At 66.9% G+C, this 20,751-nt stretch carries 21 protein-coding genes; 9 read left to right on the top strand and 12 right to left on the bottom strand.

Going from position 1 to position 20,751, the window contains the following annotated elements; genetic code table 11:
- The first annotated feature begins 34 nt into the window (after positions 1 to 34).
- From AC04MD_RS15005 to AC04MD_RS14975, 7 genes are all read left to right on the top strand, one after another.
- Entirely contained in the window at positions 35 to 841 is an 807-nt protein-coding gene (locus AC04MD_RS15005; protein ID WP_475498074.1) for a M48 family metallopeptidase, read from the top strand.
- A gap of 134 nt (positions 842 to 975) precedes the next feature.
- The gene (locus AC04MD_RS15000; protein ID WP_475498073.1) at positions 976 to 2,166 is read left to right on the top strand and encodes a tetratricopeptide repeat protein; all 1,191 of its coding nucleotides are present in this window, start codon (positions 976 to 978) and stop codon (positions 2,164 to 2,166) included.
- A gap of 158 nt (positions 2,167 to 2,324) precedes the next feature.
- Entirely contained in the window at positions 2,325 to 2,999 is a 675-nt protein-coding gene (locus AC04MD_RS14995) for an energy transducer TonB (protein ID WP_475498072.1), read from the top strand.
- Between the two features lie 73 nt (positions 3,000 to 3,072).
- The gene (exbB, locus tag AC04MD_RS14990; RefSeq protein ID WP_475498071.1) at positions 3,073 to 3,822 is read left to right on the top strand and encodes a TonB-system energizer ExbB; all 750 of its coding nucleotides are present in this window, start codon (positions 3,073 to 3,075) and stop codon (positions 3,820 to 3,822) included.
- 46 nt (positions 3,823 to 3,868) lie between these two features.
- A complete protein-coding gene (locus AC04MD_RS14985) occupies positions 3,869 to 4,294 on the top strand; it encodes an ExbD/TolR family protein (RefSeq protein ID WP_475498070.1) in 426 nt (141 codons plus the stop codon).
- Between the two features lie 3 nt (positions 4,295 to 4,297).
- Complete coding sequence (locus AC04MD_RS14980; RefSeq protein WP_475498069.1) at positions 4,298 to 4,708, top strand: ExbD/TolR family protein; 411 nt, start codon at positions 4,298 to 4,300, stop codon at positions 4,706 to 4,708.
- 134 nt (positions 4,709 to 4,842) lie between these two features.
- The gene (locus tag AC04MD_RS14975) at positions 4,843 to 5,238 is read left to right on the top strand and encodes an ExbD/TolR family protein (RefSeq protein ID WP_475498068.1); all 396 of its coding nucleotides are present in this window, start codon (positions 4,843 to 4,845) and stop codon (positions 5,236 to 5,238) included.
- A 25-nt stretch (positions 5,239 to 5,263) separates the two neighbouring features.
- Here AC04MD_RS14975 and AC04MD_RS14970 read toward each other — a convergent pair whose 3' ends face one another.
- The 3 genes from AC04MD_RS14970 to cls all read right to left on the bottom strand — a co-directional run bounded on the left by AC04MD_RS14970 (position 5,264) and on the right by cls (position 7,812).
- Positions 5,264 to 6,031 carry a pyridoxine 5'-phosphate synthase gene (locus AC04MD_RS14970; RefSeq protein ID WP_475498067.1) on the bottom strand — a complete coding sequence of 256 codons (768 nt, stop codon included), beginning with the start codon at positions 6,029 to 6,031 and terminating at the stop codon, positions 5,264 to 5,266.
- Entirely contained in the window at positions 6,028 to 6,291 is a 264-nt protein-coding gene (locus tag AC04MD_RS14965; protein ID WP_475498066.1) for a hypothetical protein, read from the bottom strand. The genes AC04MD_RS14970 and AC04MD_RS14965 overlap by 4 nt, the downstream gene beginning before the upstream one ends.
- Before the next feature lie 66 nt (positions 6,292 to 6,357).
- Positions 6,358 to 7,812 carry a cardiolipin synthase gene (gene cls, locus AC04MD_RS14960; RefSeq protein WP_475498065.1) on the bottom strand — a complete coding sequence of 485 codons (1,455 nt, stop codon included), beginning with the start codon at positions 7,810 to 7,812 and terminating at the stop codon, positions 6,358 to 6,360.
- Positions 7,813 to 7,869: 57 nt separating this feature from the next.
- Here cls and AC04MD_RS14955 point away from each other — a divergent pair, with 57 nt between their 5' ends.
- On the top strand, positions 7,870 to 8,958 hold the full coding sequence (locus AC04MD_RS14955; RefSeq protein WP_475498064.1) for a PA0069 family radical SAM protein: 1,089 nt from the start codon (positions 7,870 to 7,872) through the stop codon (positions 8,956 to 8,958).
- A 6-nt stretch (positions 8,959 to 8,964) separates the two neighbouring features.
- Here AC04MD_RS14955 and AC04MD_RS14950 read toward each other — a convergent pair whose 3' ends face one another.
- Together AC04MD_RS14950 and AC04MD_RS14945 are read right to left on the bottom strand one after the other, a co-directional pair.
- Positions 8,965 to 9,672, bottom strand: a complete 708-nt coding sequence (locus AC04MD_RS14950; protein WP_475498063.1) for a 2OG-Fe(II) oxygenase — start codon at positions 9,670 to 9,672, stop codon at positions 8,965 to 8,967.
- 34 nt (positions 9,673 to 9,706) lie between these two features.
- A complete protein-coding gene (locus AC04MD_RS14945; RefSeq protein WP_475498062.1) occupies positions 9,707 to 10,738 on the bottom strand; it encodes a class 1 fructose-bisphosphatase in 1,032 nt (343 codons plus the stop codon).
- A gap of 97 nt (positions 10,739 to 10,835) precedes the next feature.
- Between AC04MD_RS14945 and AC04MD_RS14940 the strand changes: the two genes are divergently transcribed.
- Complete coding sequence (locus tag AC04MD_RS14940) at positions 10,836 to 12,071, top strand: MgtC/SapB family protein (protein ID WP_475498061.1); 1,236 nt, start codon at positions 10,836 to 10,838, stop codon at positions 12,069 to 12,071.
- A gap of 154 nt (positions 12,072 to 12,225) precedes the next feature.
- On the opposite strand, the gene AC04MD_RS14935 is transcribed toward AC04MD_RS14940, so the two are convergent.
- The 7 genes from AC04MD_RS14935 to AC04MD_RS14905 all read right to left on the bottom strand — a co-directional run bounded on the left by AC04MD_RS14935 (position 12,226) and on the right by AC04MD_RS14905 (position 20,711).
- Positions 12,226 to 12,855, bottom strand: a complete 630-nt coding sequence (locus tag AC04MD_RS14935; protein WP_475498060.1) for a response regulator transcription factor — start codon at positions 12,853 to 12,855, stop codon at positions 12,226 to 12,228.
- On the bottom strand, positions 12,852 to 13,958 hold the full coding sequence (locus tag AC04MD_RS14930) for a sensor histidine kinase (protein WP_475498059.1): 1,107 nt from the start codon (positions 13,956 to 13,958) through the stop codon (positions 12,852 to 12,854). The genes AC04MD_RS14935 and AC04MD_RS14930 overlap by 4 nt, the downstream gene beginning before the upstream one ends.
- Before the next feature lie 81 nt (positions 13,959 to 14,039).
- Positions 14,040 to 15,233 carry a 2-methylaconitate cis-trans isomerase PrpF gene (prpF, locus tag AC04MD_RS14925; RefSeq protein WP_475498058.1) on the bottom strand — a complete coding sequence of 398 codons (1,194 nt, stop codon included), beginning with the start codon at positions 15,231 to 15,233 and terminating at the stop codon, positions 14,040 to 14,042.
- A gap of 33 nt (positions 15,234 to 15,266) precedes the next feature.
- Entirely contained in the window at positions 15,267 to 15,824 is a 558-nt protein-coding gene (locus tag AC04MD_RS14920) for a hypothetical protein (protein ID WP_475498057.1), read from the bottom strand.
- Between the two features lie 4 nt (positions 15,825 to 15,828).
- On the bottom strand, positions 15,829 to 16,290 hold the full coding sequence (locus AC04MD_RS14915; RefSeq protein ID WP_475498056.1) for an SRPBCC family protein: 462 nt from the start codon (positions 16,288 to 16,290) through the stop codon (positions 15,829 to 15,831).
- A 42-nt stretch (positions 16,291 to 16,332) separates the two neighbouring features.
- Positions 16,333 to 18,948 carry a Fe/S-dependent 2-methylisocitrate dehydratase AcnD gene (gene acnD, locus AC04MD_RS14910; protein ID WP_475498055.1) on the bottom strand — a complete coding sequence of 872 codons (2,616 nt, stop codon included), beginning with the start codon at positions 18,946 to 18,948 and terminating at the stop codon, positions 16,333 to 16,335.
- Between the two features lie 176 nt (positions 18,949 to 19,124).
- The gene (locus AC04MD_RS14905) at positions 19,125 to 20,711 is read right to left on the bottom strand and encodes a TIGR00341 family protein (RefSeq protein ID WP_475498054.1); all 1,587 of its coding nucleotides are present in this window, start codon (positions 20,709 to 20,711) and stop codon (positions 19,125 to 19,127) included.
- Positions 20,712 to 20,751 lie beyond the last annotated feature (40 nt).

Genomic DNA, 20,751 nt, shown 5'->3' with positions numbered 1-20,751 from the left:
ACTCTGGTGTCACGCAATGTCGCAGGGGGCGAGCATGAAACTCCGGATCCTCGGAACCGCCATGGTGCTGGGCCTCACGGCCTGCGCCACCACTACCTCGCCGACGGGACGCACGCAGATGGTGGGCGGCGTCTCGCAGGCGCAACTGGACCAACTGGGTGCGCAGGCCTTCGCCGAAACCAAGGCGAAGGAAACCCTCAACCGCGACGCGAAGCAGAATGCCTACGTCACTTGCGTGGTCAATGCGCTGGTGCGGCAGCTCCCTCCGGAACAGCGCAGCGTCGCGTGGGAAACTGCCGTTTTCACCGACAACGAGCCCAATGCGTTCGCGTTGCCCGGGGGCAAGGTCGGTGTGAACACCGGCATCTTCACCGTCGCCAAGAATCAGGATCAGCTGGCGGCAGTGCTGGGACATGAAATCGGCCATGTGATCGCGCGCCACCATGAGGAACGCATCACGCGCCAAATGGGCGCGCAGGCTGGCCTCGGTGTACTGGGTGCGCTGGCTGGCGCGCGGTATGGCGAAGGTGCCGCCAGCACGGTGAACCAGCTCGGTGGCATGACCGCGCAGGCGGCGTTCCTGCTGCCGGGTTCGCGCACGCAGGAAAGCGAGGCCGATGTCGTCGGCCAGCGCCTGATGGCGCAGGCGGGTTTCGACCCGCGCCAAGCGGTCGGCCTCTGGCAGAACATGATGGCCGCCAGCGGCGGTCGTTCACCGCAATGGCTGTCGACCCATCCCGATCCCGCGAACCGCATCCGCGAGCTCGAACGTGATGCACCCTCCCTCGTACCCACCTACGAGGCGGCCAGGAAGGCCGGAAATGCACCGAAATGCGGCTGACACACGCCCAAGTATTGCTGCGTAGCAGCACCTGAAACGGTATCCGCCTTCCCCTGGTTTCTGTTAGTTTTGCCGGCCCCGCACGCAGACGGGAAGGACGCACCTCCTTCTGCATGTCCCCACGAGGTTCAGACATGAAACACCGTACGCCCAAGAAGACCCTTCTCAGCCTGATGTTGCTGGCCGCTTTCGGTGGCGCCGTCGTCGCAGATGCCGTGGCGTACGACGCCCGCTCGGCCGACCGCGGCGGCCGCAAGAACAGCGGCAAGCCGGAAGTGCGTTATCCCGACGCGACGCGCGAGGAGCCGAAGGCCAAGGGTTCCAGCAAGGCGCAGGGCAAGCTGAGCAAGCTGTTCAAGGCGTACGAGAAGGAAGACAACGAAGCCGAAACCCTCGCCCTCGCCAAGGAATTGCTGGCCGACGGCAACGCGAACGAATACGACAAGGCGATGGCCGCGCAGCTGGGCGCACAGGCCGCCTACAACCTCGACGACATGGCGACCGCCAAGCAACTGCTGCAGCAGGCCGTCGAGCTCAACGCGCTGGACAACAATGGCCACTACCAGTCGATGCTGATGCTGGCGCAGCTGCAGTTGCAGGACGACGAGTTCCAGCCAGGCATGGCCAACCTCGACCGGTACCTGGCCGAGACCAAGTCCAACAAGCCGGAAGACCTGATCCAGAAGGGCCAAGCGCTCTACCAGATGGAGAAGTTCGCCGAGGCCATTCCGGTACTGGAAAAGGCCATCGCCGCGACCCCGGAGCCCAAGGACAGCTGGTACAGCCTGCTGCTCGCCTCGCTGGTCGGCGCCGACCGTCCCGCCGAAGCGGTGAAGATCGCGGAGCAGATCGCCGCCAAGACCCCGGCCGACAAGAAGGCCCAGCTCAACCTGGTGGCGACCTACCAGCAGGCTGACCAGTTCGACAAGGCAGCCGCAACGTTGGAAAAGCTGCGCGCCGCCGGGCAGCTCTCGGAAGAGAAGGAATACCGCCAGCTCTACGTCACCTACGCCAATATGGATGGCAAGGAGAAGGAGGTCATTTCGGTCGTCAACGAAGGCCTCCAGAAGGGCGTGCTGAAGCCGGATTACCAGACCCAGCTGGCGCTGGCGCAGGCGTACTACTACTCCGAGCAGATCCCGCAGGCGATCGAGGCCTGGCAGAAGGCTGCGCCGCTGGCGCCCAACGGCGACACCTACCTCAACCTCGCGCGCGTGCTGTGGCAGGAAGACCGTATTCCGGAGGCCAAGACCGCCGCGCGTGCCGCTCTGGAGAAGGGACTGAAGAAGCCGGAAGACGCGAAGAAGATCATCGCGCTGCCATAACGCGATCCGCTGACACCGAAGGCCAAAAATCCATACGGATAATGGCACCGGGGCGTCGGATTGGTATAAGCTGGGGGTTCCGCCGGTAAAAACCACCGGCAGGGTCCAGAATCAACGAGGCGCCTCGGTGCCCGAATCAACCTTGAGTTAATTGGCGCATGGCTGAACAACTGGTCATCAACAGGTACCGGGAACAGGAAGAGGACAACAGCCTCAACTGGCCGCGTATCATCGGTATTGCCTTCGTGATCGCGTTGCACGCAGCGGCCCTGCTTGCGTTGTTGATCCCGGCAGTCGCTCCTCCGGCTGAAAAGGAAAAGGAGCGTCGGACCTCGGTCGTCATCGTCGATGCCCCGCCGCCGCCTCCCCCGCCGCCGCCGCCGCCGCCGCCGCAGGATACGCCGCCGCCGCCGGTCAAGAACCTGGCGCCGCCGCGTACCACGCCGCTGCCGCCGCCGCCGGAGGCCCCGCCGGTCGACATCGCCGAGCCGCGTCCGACCGACATCGTGACGCCGCCGTCGCCGCCGTCGCCGCCTGCCCAGATCGCCGACATCGGTGCCAGCGTCGACATCTCGTCGAAGAACATGAACCCGCCCCGCTACCCGCCCGCCGCCGCGCGCGCCGGTATCGAAGGCACGGTCATCCTGATCATCGACGTGGACGCCAACGGCAACGTGACCAACGTGTCCGTGGAAAAGTCCAGCCGCAACCGCGATCTCGATCGCGCTGCCATGGACGCAGCCCGCAAGTGGCGCTTCAATGCGTCCGTCGTCAATGGCCAGAAGGCCGCCGGCCGCGTCCGCGTGCCGGTGGACTTCAACATGGGCGGCTGATGCCCTCGGGCATCGATCGTTTTCAACGTAACCCGCAACACTCTCAATCAACACTTATATAAAGGTAAGCGTCATGCTGCAGGAAACCCTTTTCGCCGCCGCCGCCGGGGGCAACAACGCCGCGAATGCCCTGTCGCAGATGGGCTTCGAGCACATGATCTCCGAGATGGTCAGCAAGCCCGGCGAGTTCATCGTCTCCTGGGTCGTGCTGCTCACCCTGGTCATCATGTCCGCTATGTCCTGGTACTGGACCGTCATCAACGTGCTGCGCAGCAGCCGTCTCAAGGGCCAGGCCGACCGCGTGACCAGCTCGTTCTGGGAAACCCCGAACGCGCAGGATGCCATCCGCCTGATGGAAGAACAGCCGAAGAACGAGCCGTTCTCCAAGATCGCCCTCGACGCTGCCCAGGCCGCTGCCCACCACCAGCGTTCGGAAGGTTCGGGCGAGACCCTGAGCCGTTCGGAGTTCGTGGACCGTGCGCTGCGCCAGGCCGTGACCCGTGAGAGCACCAACCTGCAGGGCGGCATGACGCTGCTCGCCACCGTCGGTGCGACCGCGCCGTTCGTGGGTCTGCTGGGTACGGTGTGGGGCATCTACGGCGCCCTGATCCGCATCGGCGCGACCGGCCAGGCCTCGATCGACGCCGTCGCCGGCCCGGTGGGCGAAGCGCTGATCATGACCGCCATCGGTCTGTTCGTCGCCATCCCGGCGGTGTTCGCCTACAACTTCTTCAGCAAGACGAACGCGGCCGTCATCGCCAAGTTCGACACGTTCGCGCACGACCTGCACGACTTCTTCGCCACCGGCTCGCGCGTTCGCTGAGCCGGCGGTACAAGCAGTCAACGCAACGTTCTAGACGGAGCCCGTCATGGCTTTCAGTAGTGGTAATAGCGGTGGCCCGATGGCCGAGATCAACGTCACGCCCCTCGTGGACGTGATGTTGGTGCTGCTGATCATCTTCATCATCACCGCGCCGCTGATGTCGCACAAAGTGAAGATCGATCTGCCGGAAACGGTCCAGATCGCCAAGGAAGATCCGGAAGGTCCCAAGAGCCCTCCGATCACCATCTCCGTCAAGGAGAACGGTGACCTGTACTGGGGCGACGAGCCGGTCAGCAAGGAAATCCTCGAGTCGCGCCTGTCCAGCGCCGCCCAGCTGCAACCCCAGCCGAAGCTCAACCTGCGTGGCGACAAGACGACCAAGATGGGCGTCATTGCCGACGTGACCAAGATCGCGCAGGGCCAGGGCATGCTGGATATCGGCTACGTGGCCACGAAAGAGAAGGGGCAGTAAGCCATGGCATTCAGCAGTGGTGGTAGCAAGGGCCCCATGGCCGACATCAACGTCACGCCCCTCGTGGACGTGATGCTGGTGCTCCTGATCATCTTCATCGTGACCGCCCCGATCATGACGTATCCGATCGAGGTCGCCCTGCCGCAGCGCGTGATCAACCCGCCGCCGCAGATCAAGGAACCGCCGCCGCCGATCGAGTTGAAGATCAACGCCGACGGCACGGTCTACTGGAACAACAGTCCGGTGAACGTGGCGGACCTGCAGACCCGGATGGAGAACGAGGTCCAGCGCGACCCGACCAACCAGCCGGAGCTGCGCATCGAGGCGAACTCGGAAGCGCACTACGAGGTGATGGCCAAGGTCCTGGCCGCCGCCAAGAACGCGCAGATGCTGAAGATCGGTTTCGTGCAGTAATCCTGACGCGCAACACACCTTTGAACGCCGCCCGCAGGGGCGGCGTTTTTCTTTGCGGATCCGCCCGGCCGCTTGCGGAGTGCCGGGCACGGGCGTAGCGTCAGGCTCACGGTTCCGACAGATGGAGGTGTGCCATGGCGTTCTCCGCTCCCGCAAGCCGTTCTCAACTCGCCGACATCAACATCACCCCGCTGGTGGACGTGATGCTGGTCCTGCTGGTGATCTTCATGGTCACGGCCCCGATCCTGTCGCGGCCCATCGACGCCATGCTGCCGCAGCGCATCGACGGACAACCGACCGACCCTCCCAACGACCTGGTGCTCAAGGTCGGGCTGGCAGGCCTCTACACATTGGACGATCGGCCCATCACCTTGGGCGAGCTGCGTGCCCGGCTCGAGGATGCGAGCATCGCCGATCCGCGCACAGTGCTGCAGGTGGAAGCGGCGGACGGTGCCGACTACCAGCACCTGGTCAGCGCGCTGGCGCAGGCCGATGCCAGTGGCATCCGCAATATCGTGATGCGCAACTGATCGCTTCGCGGCCGGGGCTGTACGGTCAGCCCCGGCCGACGGTCGACGAGGCCAGGATATCGACGTAGCGGCCGACCGTGGTTTCCAGCCCGGCGTAAAGCGCCTCGCCTACCAGCGCGTGACCGATGGAGACCTCCAGCACATCGGGCACGGTCGTCAGGAACAGGCCCAGGTTGTCCTGGCTCAGGTCGTGCCCGGCGTTGACGCCCAGACCCAACACCCGGGCTTCCTCCGCAGTTCGTACGCAGCGTGCCAATGCGTCGGACGCGTCGCCATGATCGACGGCTTCGGCAAACGGTCCGGTGTAGATCTCGATGCGGTCCGCGCCGATGCGCGCGGCTTCGTCCAGCCGTTCGCAGCCGGCGTCGACGAACAGGCTGACGCGGCATCCCATCGCCTTGAGCGCGGCGACCAGTGGCTTCAGGCGCTCGGTGTCGCGTGAAAAATCGAAACCATGGTCCGAGGTGATCTGCCCGTCGCCATCCGGCACCAGCGTCGCCTGTGCCGGTCGCACTTCATCGCACAACGCGAGAAAGCCGGGATAGCTACCCCGTGGTGGTGCGAACGGATTGCCTTCCACATTGAGCTCGACGCCGCGGGCGCGCGCCAGCGAGGACAGCGCACGGACGTCGTGGGGACGGATGTGGCGCTGGTCGGGACGGGGGTGCACGGTGATGCCGTGCGCGCCGGCGTCCAGGCAGGCCTGCGCGGCACGGACGACATCGGGTTCGGCACCGCCACGGGAGTTCCTCAGGACCGCGATCTTGTTGACGTTGACGCTGAGCAGGGTCACGGGGCCGGCGGCTCCGTCGGTGGTGGTACGGCGTTGCGGCGCGCTTCCGCGAGTTCGCGCAGGCGCCGCAGTTCGGTGGGATCGATCATCATCGACGGGTCGCGGCTGGTCTCGCCCAGGCGGCGCGCATGCCGGCCCATGATCCAGGCCACGAACAGCCCGAGCGCCGCCAGCATCAGGACGACCATCAACGGCATCGATGTCGTGCGCAAGGCCATGAACATGCAGCCGATCGCCATCAACAGGAAAAGCCAGTGCATCGTCCACCCCCGGGGCTTGGTGGTCGCATCTTACCGCTTCCCCTCAGGCGCAAAAACGGCCGTGCTTCACAGCAGCGGCGACATCAGCCGCGCCAACGCCTCGGGCAGCCGGTGGCGCCACAGTGAGCGGTGGAGCTGCAACCGGACCGGCTCGCTGGCGGCGATCTCGCCTTCCAGCCATTGCGCCAGCGTTCCGGCGACACCGCGATCGCGGAACATCATGGAGATCTCGAAATTCAGGCGGAAGCTGCGGTGGTCGAAGTTCGCGCTGCCAATGACGGCCAGCGCGTCGTCGCACAGCAGCGCCTTGCTGTGCATCATCCGCGGCCCGTACTCGTACACCTTCACGCCCGCCGCCAGCAGTTCCTCGAAATAGGAGCGCGCCGCCAGCGTCGCCAGGCGCGAGTCGCTGACCTTGGGCACCACCAGCCGCACGTCGAGCCCGCCCAGCGCGGCCGACGTCAGCGCCATCCGGGCGGCCTCGCCGGGGACGAAGTAGGGTGTCACCAGCCACACGCGCTGCTTCGCTTCGTGAATCGCGGCGACCTTGGCGCGATGGATCGGCTCCCAGGCGGAGTCCGGCCCTGATACGAGCGCCTGTACGGCGATTCCGCCGCGGACATTCGCCTCGCTCGCACTCCACAGGCGCGTGCCCTGGAAATCCTTGCGCTGCTGGCCGGTCGCATACACCCAGTCCTCGACGAACACCTGCTGGACGCTGCGCACGATCTCGCCTTCCAGGCGCAGATGCAGGTCGCGAAAGGCGTCGTCGCACAGCGACTCGTCCTCGTCGTCGGTGACGTTGATGCCGCCGGTGAACGCAATGCGTCCGTCGACCACCACGATCTTGCGGTGCGTGCGCAGGTTCAGCCAAGGACGGGTGAAGGGTCGGAAGCGCGTGGGGTGGAACCACGCGTGCTCGCCGCCCGCGTCGATCAATGCGCGCAGTGCGCGGCTCTTCAACCGGTTGGAACCCACCGCATCCAGCAACAGCCGGACCTTGACGCCCTCGCACGCCTTCAGCGTGAGCGCTTCGAGAATACGCTGGCCGGTGCGGTCACCGTTGAAGATGTAGTACTCCAGATGGATGTGGTTCTCCGCCGCGGCGATGGCGTCGAGGATCGCCTGGTACGTGGCGCAGCCGTCGACCAGTTGCTGCACCGACGTCGCGGTGGAGGGCGGCAGTCCGGTCGTCTTCTGCGCCAGCATGGACAATTCGGGACTGTTGCCGTCGGCGGGCGCGAAGACCTCGTAGCTTTCCACGCCTTCCCGCGAGCGTGTGCGGCGCAACTGGTGCCGCTTGATCCGTTGCGGGCCGAGCAGGAAGTAGATCAGGTAGCCCACATAGGGCAGCAGCGCCAGCGAGAGCAGCCAGCTGAGCGTGGCCACCGGCTCGCGCTTCTGCAGGACGATCCAGGCGCTCAGCGGTACCAGGTACAGCAGCCACGCCAGCGTTACCCACCATTTGAGATGGGGGAGAGAAGAGAACAGATCGCCCAGGGCGCCAAGCATGTCGTGCATGGGGGGATTCTATGCGGTGTCGCGTTACATGCGACGGCGCGGGCGTAAGCTGCCGGCATGACGACGACGGGTCGACCCGGCATCAAGGGACGAGGCTCCACCGGCTACCTGCCGGGCCGGTTCGCCGTGACCACGCCCGAAACGATCGACGACGGCTGGCACGAGGCCGACACCGAAGGCGGCATCATCTCGTCGCCGCGGACCGACGTCATCGAAGAGGTCGCACGCAGCGTCATCACCCGCAACCAGTCGCCCGACATCCCGTTCGACCAGTCGCTGAATCCGTACCGCGGGTGCGAGCACGGGTGCAGTTACTGCTTCGCACGTCCCTCGCATGCCTACCTCGACCTGTCGCCGGGCCTGGATTTCGAAACCAGGATCTTCGCAAAGACCAATGCACCGGAGGTATTGCGGCGCGAGTTGTCGAAGCGGGATTACGAACCCAGACCGATCTCGCTGGGCATCAACACCGACGCCTACCAGCCGACGGAGCGGAAGCTGCAGCTGACCCGTCGTCTGATCGAGGTGCTGGCGGAGACGAAGCATCCGTTCTCGCTGATCACCAAGAACGCCCTGATCGAGCGCGACCTCGACCTGCTGGCGCCGATGGCGCGCGAGAACCTGGTGCACGTCTACGTCTCCATCACCACGCTGGACAACGCGCTGTCGTCCAGGTTGGAACCTCGTGCATCGGCGCCGCACAGCCGGTTGCGCGCCGTGAAGCAGCTAAGCGAGGCCGGCGTGCCGGTGGGCGTGATGTTCGCGCCGGTGATCCCGTGGGTGAACGACCACGAGCTGGAAGCGGTGCTTGATGCCGCGCGCGGCGCCGGCGCGACCGCTGCCGGCTATGTGCTGCTGCGCCTGCCGCATGAAGTGGCACCGCTGTTCCGCGACTGGCTGCAGACGCATCTGCCGGATCGCGCGGCGCACGTGATGAGCACCATCCAGCAGTTGCGCGGCGGCAAGGATTACGACAGCCGCTTCGGCCAGCGGCTGCGCGGTGAAGGCGTGTACGCGGACCTGCTGGCGCGACGGTTCGCGCTGGCGTTGAAGCGCTCCGGCTTTGAGGGCCGGCGGCATCCACCGTTCGACTGCACCCGTTTCGTGCCGCCGCGTGCGCCGTCGCCGCAGGGCGAACTGTTCTGAAGTCGCTCAGCCGCTTGCGTACAAGCGTTCCGCCCGCTGGAACAGCACCCAGCTCGTCGCGATGTACTTGTCGCCGTGCAGCGGCCGATTGCCGCGGTGCGTGTGGGTGAATGCCGTCGGGGCGATCAGCAGGCTGCCGGTGCGCGGCACGATCTTGCGCTGCTGGTGGAAGAACTCGGTTTCGCCGGCCCCGAAGCCGTCGTTGAGGTAGATCGTCCACAGCACGTGGCGGTGCAGCGTCTCGGCATCCGGCGCCTTCGGGAACAGCTCGCAGTGCCAGTACGGATAACCGCCTTCGCCGGCGGCGTAGCGTTGCAGGTTGATCTTCCCGGGCACGAAGACCTTCATCACCAGCTTCATCAGCGCGGCTTCGTCCATGCCCGCCACATCGTCGTAGCGCAGGCGGCGCAACATGCCCGCTTCGTCAGGCTGCTGCAGCATCAGCGGTGCGATCAGGCTGAAGGGATACTTGCGCAGGTACTGCTGCAGGCCGGCCAGCACGGCCAGGTTGAGGCGCTGTTCCACGTCGCGCCAATCGGCCTGGCCGCTGATGCTGATGTCGCGGCTGTGCTTGAGCTCGGGGTAGTGGCCGCCGCCGACGCGACCGGGCTGGTCCTGCCCGCTGGCATCGAAGCGTGCGACGATGGCGCGGCAGGTGTCCGCGTCCAGCGCGTCGGGATAGACCTCGATGAAGTCGGCGTGGGTGGCGGTCATCGAAGGATTCTAGCCGCCACCGGATCCGCCTTCGTCACGCCGCCACGGTGTCGTGCGCCCGGTGGTAACCGACCGCTGCTTCCACTTCTTTCTTGGAGCCCAGGAACACCGGCACGCGCTGGTGAAGCTGGGTGGGGCGCAGCGACAGGATGTCCTCGCGGCCGGTGCTGGCGGCGCCGCCGGCCTGCTCCACCAGCATGCCCATGGGATTGGCTTCGTACATCAGACGCAGCTTGCCGGTCTTGCCCGGGTCCTTGCGGTCCCACGGGTAGATGAAGATGCCGCCGCGGGTCAGGATGCGGTGCACGTCGGCGACCATGCTGGCGATCCAGCGCATGTTGAAGTCCTTGCCGCGCGGTCCTTCCTTGCCGGCGAGCAGGTCGGTGACGTAGCCCTGCATCGGCGCTTCCCAGTGGCGCTGGTTGGACATGTTGATGGCGAACTCCTTCGTTTCCTCGGGGATCCGCATGTCGCGTTGGGTCAGGACGAACGCGCCCTGCTCGCGGTCCAGGGTGAAGGCATGGGTGCCGTTGCCCGTCGTCAGCACCAGCATCGTGCTGGGTCCGTAGATGCAGTAGCCGGCCGCGACCTGCTCGCGGCCCGGCTGCAGGAAGTGCTCGTCGCCCGGCTTCGTCACGCCGTCCGGGCAGCGCAGCACCGAGAAGATGGTGCCGACCGAGACGTTGACGTCGATGTTGGAGCTGCCGTCCAGCGGATCGAACAGCAGCAGGAAGCCGCCGCGCGGGTAGGCGTCCGGGATCGGCTGGCTGTGGTCCATTTCCTCCGAGGCGCAGGCCGCCAGGTGGCCGCCCCAGGCGTTGGCTTCCAGCAGGATGTCGTTGCTCAGCACGTCCAGCTTCTTCTGCGCCTCGCCTTGCACGTTGCCGGTGCCGGCGTCGCCCAGCACGCCGCCCAGCGCACCCTTGCTGACCGCGATGGAGATGCTGGTGCAGGCGCGGGCCACCACCGCGATCAGCTGGCGCAGGTCGGCGCTGATGCGGCCGGCGCGTTGTTCCTCGATCAGGTAGCGGCTCAGCGAGACGGCGGACGGAGCGGGAGCGGGCATGATGGGGTCCACGGCGAAGGTGGCGCGCATTGTCCGGGTTGACGAGACCAATGCAAGACCATTCGTTATGCTCGCGGCCCTGGACGAGGAGGGATGGATGGACGAAGCGACCCCGCAGACCTGGCTGGCCCTGTCCTCGGCGCTGGGCCTGGGCCTGCTGATCGGGCTGGTGCGCGAACGCAGCGGCGGCCGTGGGCACCGGATCGCCGGCCTGCGCACGCACGCGCTGGTGGCGTTGATGGCGGCGGTCGCGGCGATGCTGGGATCGATGGTGGTGCTGGTCGGGCTGGGCGTGGTCGGTGTGCTGGCCGCCATGGCCTACCGGGCCACGCAGCAGGACGACCCGGGACTGACCAGCGAAGTGACGCTGGTGCTGACCTTCCTGTTGGGCGCGCTGGCCCTGCGGTTTCCGGCGCTGGCCACCGGCCTGGCGGTGGTGGTCGCCGTGCTGCTGTACGCCAAGCAGCCGCTGCATGAGCTGACCCGCGAGACCTTCAGCGAGCGCGAGGTCTTCGACGGCCTGCTGCTATTGGCATCCGCGCTGGTGATCCTGCCGATCCTGCCGGACCGTCCCATCGGTCCGTTCGAGGCGATCAACCTGGCGACCATCTGGAAACTGGTGGTGCTGGTGATGGCGGTCAGCGCGCTGGGCCACATCGTGCTGCGCGTGGTCGGCAACCGCTGGGGCCTGGCGGCGGCGGGCTTCTTCGCCGGCTACGTGTCGTCGACCGCGGCGACGATCGGCTTCGGCCAGCGGGCGAAGGAGACGCCGGCGCTGATGCGCTCGGCGGTCGCCGCGGCCCTGCTGTCCAATCTCGCGTCGCTCTCGCTGTGTGTGCCGATCCTGTGGGCGGTGTCACCGCCGCTGGTGCGTGACCTACTGCCGGAGCTGTGCGCGATCGGCGTGGTGTTGCTGGGCGGTGGCCTGCTCGGCCTGCGCGCGGGTCGCGAGGAAACGGTGAAGCCGCCGACGTCGGAGAGTCGCATGTTCCGGTTCGGCCAGGCGCTGGGCTTCGCGTTGCTGGTCGCCGTGCTGACCTTCGTCGCGGCGGCGCTGGCCTCCTGGGTCGGTCCACGTGGCGCGATGGCGGCCGCGGCGCTGTCGGCGATGGCCGAACTGCATGCCGCCGTCGCCACGCTGGCCAACCAGTTCTCGCGCGGCGGACTTGAAGCGGCCGAGGCGCGCTGGTGGATGCTGGCCCTGCTCGCCGCCAGCCTCACCGCGAAGTCGGTGATCGCCTGGGTCAGCGGCGGTGCGGCCTACGGGCTGCGCGTGTCCGCCGGCCTGATGCTGGCGCTGGTGGCGGGCGCGGCGACGGTGTGGGTGTTCTGACCGCCGCTTCTCTGTAGGAGCGACGTGAGTCGCGACCATGAGACCAACATGCCATTGCGCTTTGAGAGTCGCGCAGAGGAATCAGTCGCGTAGCACGAGCGACCGAGGCGTGCGGTCGCGACTCACGTCGCTCGTACATAGAGCCAGCGTCCCCTCAAATGATCCGCAGCGTGATCGCCTTCAGTACGGCGCGGGTACGGTCGCGGGTGCCGAGCTTGTCGAGGATGGTGGAGACGTAGTTCTTCACCGTGCCTTCGGCCAGGAACAGCGTGCGCGCGATTTCCTTGTTCGAATAGCCGCCGGCCAGCAACCGCAGGATCGCGACCTCGCGCTCGCTGAAGGTGTCAGTGGGCGGTGCTTCGTCGCGGAAACGGAAACGCGCACGCACCGGATCCGTGCTGACCGGCTGTAACAGTGTTTCGCCACTGGCGACGCGCTGGATGGCGTCGTGCAGGTCTTCCGGCGCAGCGTCCTTCAGCAGGAAACCCTGCGCGCCGGCGTCGGTCGCGCGCAGCAGCAGGTCGCTGTCGTCGAACGTGGTGAGCAGCAGGAACGGCGTGCGGTCGCCGCGTTCGCGCAGCTTGATCAGCGCGTCGATGCCGTCCACGCCAGGCATGCGGATGTCGCTCAGCACCACGTCCACCGGTTGGGATTCCAGCTTGGCCAGCAGATCGGCGCCGTCGTCCGCCTCGAACACCACCTCCACCTGCTGCGCCTTCAGCAAGGCACGCAGGCCGGCGCGTACCAGCGCCTGGTCATCGGCCAGCGCCACGCGCACGCTCATGCGGGCAGCCTCACGTCCAGGCGCAGGCCGCCGGTCGCACTGGTGCCGAACTGCAGCGCACCGCCCAGCGCCGCGACGCGCTCGCGGATGCCCGAGATGCCGTTGCCTTCCCGCATGCCGCCCTTCATGCGTCCATCGTCCTCGATCTGCAGGTGCATGCCGGTCTCCTCGTTCTTCAATGACACGGTCAGCGTCTCCGCACTGGCATGGCGCGCCGCGTTGGTCAGGCATTCCTGCACGATGCGCAGCAGCGATTCGGCCACGACGGGATCGTCGACCTTCACGCCTTCCTCGATATGCAGCGCCAGCGCGGGGCGCGGCAGCGGCGCGGCGAGGGCGCGGATCGCGGTCTGCAGGTCCAGTCCCCGCGAGTCGCGCATGGCCTGCACGACGCTGCGGATGTCGTCGAGCAGTTCGGTGGACAGCTGCTGCGCGATACGGACTTCCTCGCGATCCGCCAGCAGCGGATCGCTGGCGAGCGCACGCAGGTTGAGCTTCATCGCGGTGAGCTTGTGGCCGGCGACATCATGCAGTTCGCGCGCCACGCGCAAGCGTTCTGCATCGCGCGCGCTGTCGGCCAGCAGGGCGCGCGTGGCCAGCAAGTCGGCGTTGACGCGCGCGAGCGCGTCGCGGGACTCCTCGGCCCGGCGGGCGTAGTGCACGCACAGGCCGGCGAGCGCCTGGAAGCCGATGTTGATCAGCGTCATCGTGAACGGCGCGCCGAATTCGTGATGCACCATCATCAGGTAGAACGCGACGTTCAACAGCGCGGCCGCAGCGATCAGCCACCGCGGCGGCAGCAGGTTCGTGGCGCAGGCGACCCAGACGACCAGCAGCACCTGCGCCGTTCCCAGGCGCGGCGTCAGCCAGGCCAGCAGCAGGCACAGGCCCGCCATGGCGGCCAAGGCCAACAAGCGGCGGCGGTGCCAGTTCTCGGGTCCGACGGCGAAGAACAGGAAGCCGGCCGCGTAACCCGCCAGTGCGGCCGCCGCGGCAGGCAATACGTCGGGTGGCAGGAAGCGCAGGCCGAGTGCGACGGCGGCGAGCGTGAACACGCCCGCCAGCGTCATGGGTTCGCGAAGTCGGGTCAGGGACGTCCACATGCGCCCATGCTGTCGTGCGCGCTGCGCCGAGGCAATGGTTCTGGCGAAAGTGGTGACTTCCGGCAGGTCAGCCGGCGGTGGTCAGAACGCGTCGCCCGGGATGCGCACCGCGCCTTCCATCAGCACACGCGCGCTACGGCTCATCACTGCCTTGGTCACCACCCACGTTCCGTCCACCTGCTTCACGTCCGCACCGACGCGCAGCGTGCCGGACGGATGCCCGAACACCAGCACCTCGCGCGTGCCGCCACCGGCCGCGGCGTTCACCAGCGTTCCTGGCACTGCCGCCGCCGTGGCGATGGCGACCGACGCCGTGCCCATCATCGCGTGGTGCAGCTTGCCCATCGACATGGCGCGCGCCAGCAGGTCGATGTCGCCGGCCTGCACCGGCTTGCCGCTCGACGAGACGTAGTCCTTCGGCGGCGCGACGAAGGCCACCTTCGGCGTCAGCGGGCGCTTCGCTGCCGCCGCGACATCGGGGACCAGACCCATGCGCACGGCGCCATGCGCGCGGATGGCTTCCAGCTTCTCCAGCGCCGCCTTGTCCTCGTTGATCGCGCCTTGCAGTTCGGTGCCGTCGTAGCCCAGCGCGGCCGCCTCGACGAACACCACCGGCACGCCGGCGTTGATCAGCGTGGCCTTGAACACGCCCACGCCCGGGACGTCGAGCTCATCGACGAGCTGGCCGGTCGGGAACATCGCGCCGCCACCATCCCCATCGCCCTCATCCGCGGGATCGATGAACTCGAGTTGCACTTCCGCGGCGGGGAACGTCACGCCATCCAGCTCGAAGTCGCCGGTTTCCTGGACTTCGCCGTTGGTCACCTGCACGTGCGCAACGATGGTCTTGTGGATATTGGCCTGCCAGATGCGGACCGTCACCGTGCCGTTCTCGGGAATGCGTGCCTTGTCGATGAAGCCATTGGCGATGGCGAACGGACCGACCGCCGACGACAGGTTGCCGCAGTTGCCGCTCCAGTCGATGAAGGACTCGTTGATCGGCACCTGGCCGTACAGGTAATCCACGTCATGTCCCGGCTGCGTGCTCGGCGCGATGATCACCACCTTGCTGGTGCTCGACGTCGCCCCGCCCATGCCGTCGGTGTGCTTGCCGTACGGGTCGGGTGAACCGATCACACGGCTCAGCAGCGCATCACGCACCGGGCCCGGTGACTGCGCGCGCCCCGGAAGATCCTGCAGACGGAAGAACACGCCTTTCGACGTGCCGCCGCGCATGTAGGTGGCGGGGATGCGGATCTGGGGTACGTTACTCATGGATGATTTCTCGAACTTGCCGGAACATAAGTATCAGGAAGGAAATAGTTCTGCTTGTCGAAGAGGCAACAGTGGCCATTCTTCAATAACTTCGTAGCGGTAGGGGCGACCACCAGCTCTTGCCAGCACTATGCGATCAATCGGCCATACGATCCTCCTCTTCAGGAAAAGCGATTTTGACAAGCCAATCTCGGCGAAGTAGCTCAACGTAATGTGCGCGCTATGTCCGGAAGGCTCATAGAGGCCATGCGCTCGCAAACAGAGAGCTGCTGCATTGACAAGCCCTGTGAAGTCTTCAGGATCTGATCCTTCTATCTTCAGCACCCAATGGATTGATCCGGCGACTTCACCTGAACTGACTATCCGGTTGAATACCAGCTTCACGCCTGGAGCAGAGATGCATCGGCCCGCACGCAGCATCGCTTGCAGCGCATCTGGCGGATACTTGTGCGAGAGCGACTGATGAAGGCGATCCATAGGACATAACGCATTACCGCGAACATCTGGCAAACCATGAAATGCGATCTCACCATAGATCTGCTCTTGGATATCGCGAGCCGGCATAGCCAACAGGATCAGTCCGTCGGTCATGTACTCAGGCCCCGTCCGGAATCTCCGGCTCCACCAGCTTCGCCAGCAGCTCCAGCGATTCCTGCCAGCCCTGGTAACAGAAGTCGACCGGGATAGCGGCCGGAATGCCTTCCTGCACGACATTCAGTTCGGTGCCGGCGATGCTCTGCTTCAGCGTCACCGTGATCTGCATCTGGCCGGGCAGGCCGGGATTGTCGAACTGGTCCGTGTAGCGCAGCAACTCGTTCTCCACCAGTTCCACGTAGGTGCCGCCGAAGGAATGGCTGGAGCCGGTACCGAAGTTGGTGAACGACATCGTGTAGCCGCCGCCCACGCGGGCGTCCATCGAATGGACCTTGCCGGTGAAGCCGTGCGGCGGCAGCCACTTCACCATCGCGTCCGGATCGAGGAAGGCGCGGTAGACCCGCGACGGCGGTGCGCGCAGCACGCGGTGCAGGCGGACGGTACCGGGCGTTTTGTCGGACATGATCGGACTCCTGTGGTTGGGTGACCCGATACGACGAACGGGTCAGGCCGCTTTCGACGCGTCGAGGAAATCCTGCGCGAACCGCTGCAGCACCCCGCCCGCCTCGTAGATCGACACTTCCTCGTCCGAGTCCAGGCGGCAGATCACCGGTACCTGCACCGTCTCGCCGCTGGCGCGGTGGATCACCAGCGTCAACTCGGCGCGCGGCTTGCGTTCACCGATGACGTCGAACGTCTCGGTGCCGTCGATGGCGTAGGTCTTGCGGGTTTCACCGGTCTTGAACTCCAGCGGCAGCACGCCCATGCCGATCAGGTTGGTGCGGTGGATGCGCTCGAAGCCTTCCGCCACGATCGCTTCCACGCCGGCCAGCCGCACGCCCTTCGCCGCCCAGTCGCGCGAACTGCCCTGCCCGTAGTCGGCGCCGGCGATGATGACCAGCGGCTGCTTGCGGTCCATGTAGGTCTCGATGGCTTCCCACATGCGCACGACCTGCCCGTCCGGCTCGATGCGGGCCAGCGAACCCTTCTTCACCTCGCCATCGATCACCGCCATCTCGTTGAGCAGCTGCGGATTGGCGAAGGTCGCGCGCTGCGCGGTCAGGTGGTCGCCGCGGTGGGTCGCGTAGGAATTGAAGTCCTCTTCGGGCAGGCCCATCTTCGCCAGGTACTCGCCCGCGGCACTCGAGGCGAGGATCGCGTTCGACGGCGACAGGTGGTCGGTGGTGATGTTGTCGCCGAGCACCGCCAGCGGCCGCATGCCGCGCAGCGTGCGCTCGCCGGCCAGTGCGCCTTCCCAGTATGGCGGACGGCGGATGTAGGTGCTCTGCGGGCGCCATGCGTACAGCGGATCGACCTTGCCGCCGTGCTCCACCCGCACGTTGAACATCGGTTCGTAGACCTTGCGGAACTGCGCCGGCTTCACGCTGGCCTTGACGATGGCATCGATCTCCTCGTCGCTGGGCCAGAGGTCCTTCAGCGTGATGGCGTTGCCGTCGGCATCGAAGCCCAGCGCATCCTTCTCGATGTCGAAGCGCACGGTGCCGGCGATCGCATAGGCGATCACCAGCGGCGGCGAGGCGAGGAAGGCCTGCTTCGCGTACGGATGGATACGGCCGTCGAAGTTGCGGTTGCCCGACAGCACGGCGGTCGCATACAGGTCGCGGTCGATGATCTCCTGCTGGATCGCCGGATCCAGCGCACCGCTCATGCCGTTGCAGGTGGTACAGGCGAACGCGACGATGCCGAAGCCGAGCTTCTCCAGGTCGGGCAGCAGGCCGGATTCCTCAAGGTACAGCTGCACGGCCTTGGAACCGGGCGCGAGCGACGACTTCACCCACGGCTTGCGCACCAGGCCCTTCGCATTGGCATTGCGCGCCAGCAGTGCAGCGGCGATGACGTTGCGCGGGTTGCTGGTGTTGGTGCACGAGGTGATGGCGGCGATGATCACCGCGCCGTCCGGCATCAGGCCTTGCGCTTCCTCGACCTTGCCGGCTTCCAGCTTGGCCTCGTCGGCGATGCCGCGCTCGGCCAGCGCGCTGGTCGGCAGGCGCTTGTGCGGGTTGGACGGGCCGGCCATGTTGCGCACGACGGTGGACAGGTCGAAGTGCAGCGTGCGCTCGTATTGCGCGGTTGCCAGGTCGTCGGCCCACAGGCCGGCGGTCTTCGCATAGGTCTCGACCAGCGCGACCTGTTCGTCGCTGCGGCCGGTCAGGCGCAGATAGTCCAGCGTGTTGTCGTCGATGAAGAACATCGCCGCGGTCGCGCCGTATTCGGGCGCCATGTTGGAAATCGTCGCGCGGTCGCCGATGGTCAGCGCTGCCGCGCCTTCGCCCCGGAACTCGAGGTAGGCGCCGACCACCTTTTCCTTGCGCAGGAATTCGGTCAGCGCCAGCACCACGTCGGTCGCGGTGATGCCCGGCTGCGGCTTGCCGCCGAGCTCCACGCCGACGATGTCCGGCGTGCGCATCCACGACGCGCGGCCGAGCATGACGTTCTCCGCCTCCAGGCCGCCCACGCCGACGGCGATGACGCCCAGCGCATCCACGTGCGGTGTGTGGCTGTCGGTGCCCACGCAGGTGTCGGGGAACGCGACGCCGTCCTGCGTGTAGATCACCGGCGACATCTTCTCCAGGTTGATCTGGTGCATGATCCCGTTGCCCGGCGGGATCACGTCGACGTTCTTGAACGCGAGCTTCGTCCAGTCGATGAAGTGGAACCGGTCCTCGTTGCGGCGGTCCTCGATGGCGCGGTTCTTCGCGAACGCATCCGGGTCGTAGCCGCCGCATTCCACCGCCAGCGAGTGGTCGACGATCAGCTGCACCGGCACGACCGGGTTCACCTTCGCCGGATCGCCACCCTGGTCGGCGATGGCATCGCGCAGGCCGGCCAGATCCACCAGGGCCGTCTGGCCGAGGATGTCGTGGCAGACCACGCGCGCCGGAAACCACGGGAAGTCCAGGTCGCGGCGACGCTCGACCAGCTGGCGCAGGTAGTCGTCGCGGCGCGCGGGATCGGCGCGGCGAACGATGTTCTCGGCGTGGACGCGGGCGGTGTACGACAGCGACGCCCAGGCGCCCGGCTGCAGGGCGTCGACCGCGGCGCGCGCGTCGTAGTAGTCGAGCGTGGTGCCCGGGAGCGAGGTGCGGAAGTCGGTATTCATGGCCTGCCGTCAGCGGTGAACGAGGCGCGATGTGCGCGATGACGGCCATTATGCGCGCCGCATCCGCGCACACCCGCCTGCGTGCCGGACATCGCCGCGTATTTTCCCGACCGGTTGACGGTCTTCGTCAACATGCGCGCGCCCGTGGTGAGGCACATGGCGCGCGAGAGGTGCCGCTAGGGCGACCCGAGCCGGACGCGGGCTTCGCGCAACACCGTCGCTCCCTCGGCGGCGGCGACGCTTCGTGCATCGGTGCCCGGTACCGCCCGCGCCGTGGCCCCTCGGATCTCCTGTCCGTCGAGCGCGGCGACGACGCTTTCGGCGCGGGCGAGCGCCAAGGCGGTGTCGTTGCCGGCGTATCCGTCGACGGATACCTGGTTCACGCCCCAGCGCCGGAGTGCCCACGCGATCGCCTCCACCTGTGCGGTACCCGCGGCATCCAGTGCCGACTGGTCGTTGCCGAAGGCCACCGGCGGCAGCGCCTGCAGCGCCGGCACCACCTGCACCTGCAGTGCGCCGGGGTCGTCGGTCGCCAGCGCCTGTTCGAGGCGGCGCGCCTCGACGATGTCGAGTCCTGCCGTGCCGCTGAGCTGCCAGCGCGCCCGTTGCCCGCCTTCCAGGATTTCCAGCTGCCCGAAATGCGCCAGCACGCGCTGATGCATCGCTTCGCTCGCGCGCGTGCCGGCACTGCGCTGGGCCGCATCGCGCTCGGCCACGCTCTGCAGGCGCATCACGCTTTCGCGGAGCTGGGCGAGCGATGCCTGCTCGTTCGCCAGCGCCGCCTCGTCGGCGGTCAGCAGTTCGCGCAGGGACACCTCGACCGGCTTGGCGAGGACGGATTCGAGCTTGCGTTCGAGTTGCCGGTCCAGCTGCGGCAGGTGCTGCGGAAGGAGCATCACGGCGTCGACGCGGAGTACGTCGTCGTTGCGTTCCACGCGCAACGTGGTGAGCTGTCCGCCGTGCTCCCGGGCGGCTTCGTCCATGGCGTTGCGGATGGTGCGGTCGGCGACGCCGCGCGCCGCGATGTCGCGCAGGGCCAGTCCCAGCGGGATCGACAGCAGCAGGAACGTTCCCACGATCATGGCGGCCTGCCATGCGGTCTGCTTGGGCGAATCGGCCCCGCCGAAGTTGTACCAGCGGGCCATGATGGTGACCGACAGCGCGATCGCCAGCAGGTTGGTCATGAACAGGAACAGCGCGCCGCCGGCGATGCTGGCGTTGAGGGTGGCGATGCCGAACCCCACGACCGCCAGCGGCGGCATCAGCGCGGTCGCGATGGCGACGCCGACGATGGTCTCGCCCTTGCGGGTGATGGTGGCGTAGGCGCCGGCCAGGCCGGAGAACACCGCGACGAGCAGGTCGAACAGGGTCGGCTCGGTGCGTGCCAGGATTTCCGGCGTGGCTTCCTGCAGCGGTGAGACCAGCACGATCGCGGTCGCGGTGACCAGGGCGACCGCGGTTCCCACCGCGAGCGTCTTCAGCGACTCGCGCAGGCTGCGGAAATCGAACGTGGCCAGCGACATGCCCAGTTCGACGATCGGCCCCATCAGCGGGGAGATCAGCATCGCGCCGATGATGACGGCCACCGAGTTCTGCAGCAGGCCCAGCGTGGCGATGCCGCAGGCCATCACCGTCATGAACGCGTAGCGCGGGCCGAGCTGCCCCCCTTCGTCGACATTGCGGAGCACCGCGACCCGGTCGACCTGCAGGTGTTCGCGTCGCCACTGGCGCAGCCAGCGCCACAGTGCTTCGGCAGAGGCCATCACGAGAACTCCGTCACGGAATCGGCGCGCATCATACCAA

It is taken from the genome of Pseudoxanthomonas sp. LjRoot206, assembly GCF_056175725.1.
Note: the sequence above shows the minus strand (reverse complement) of the source record. Positions and strands in the feature narration are given on the sequence as shown.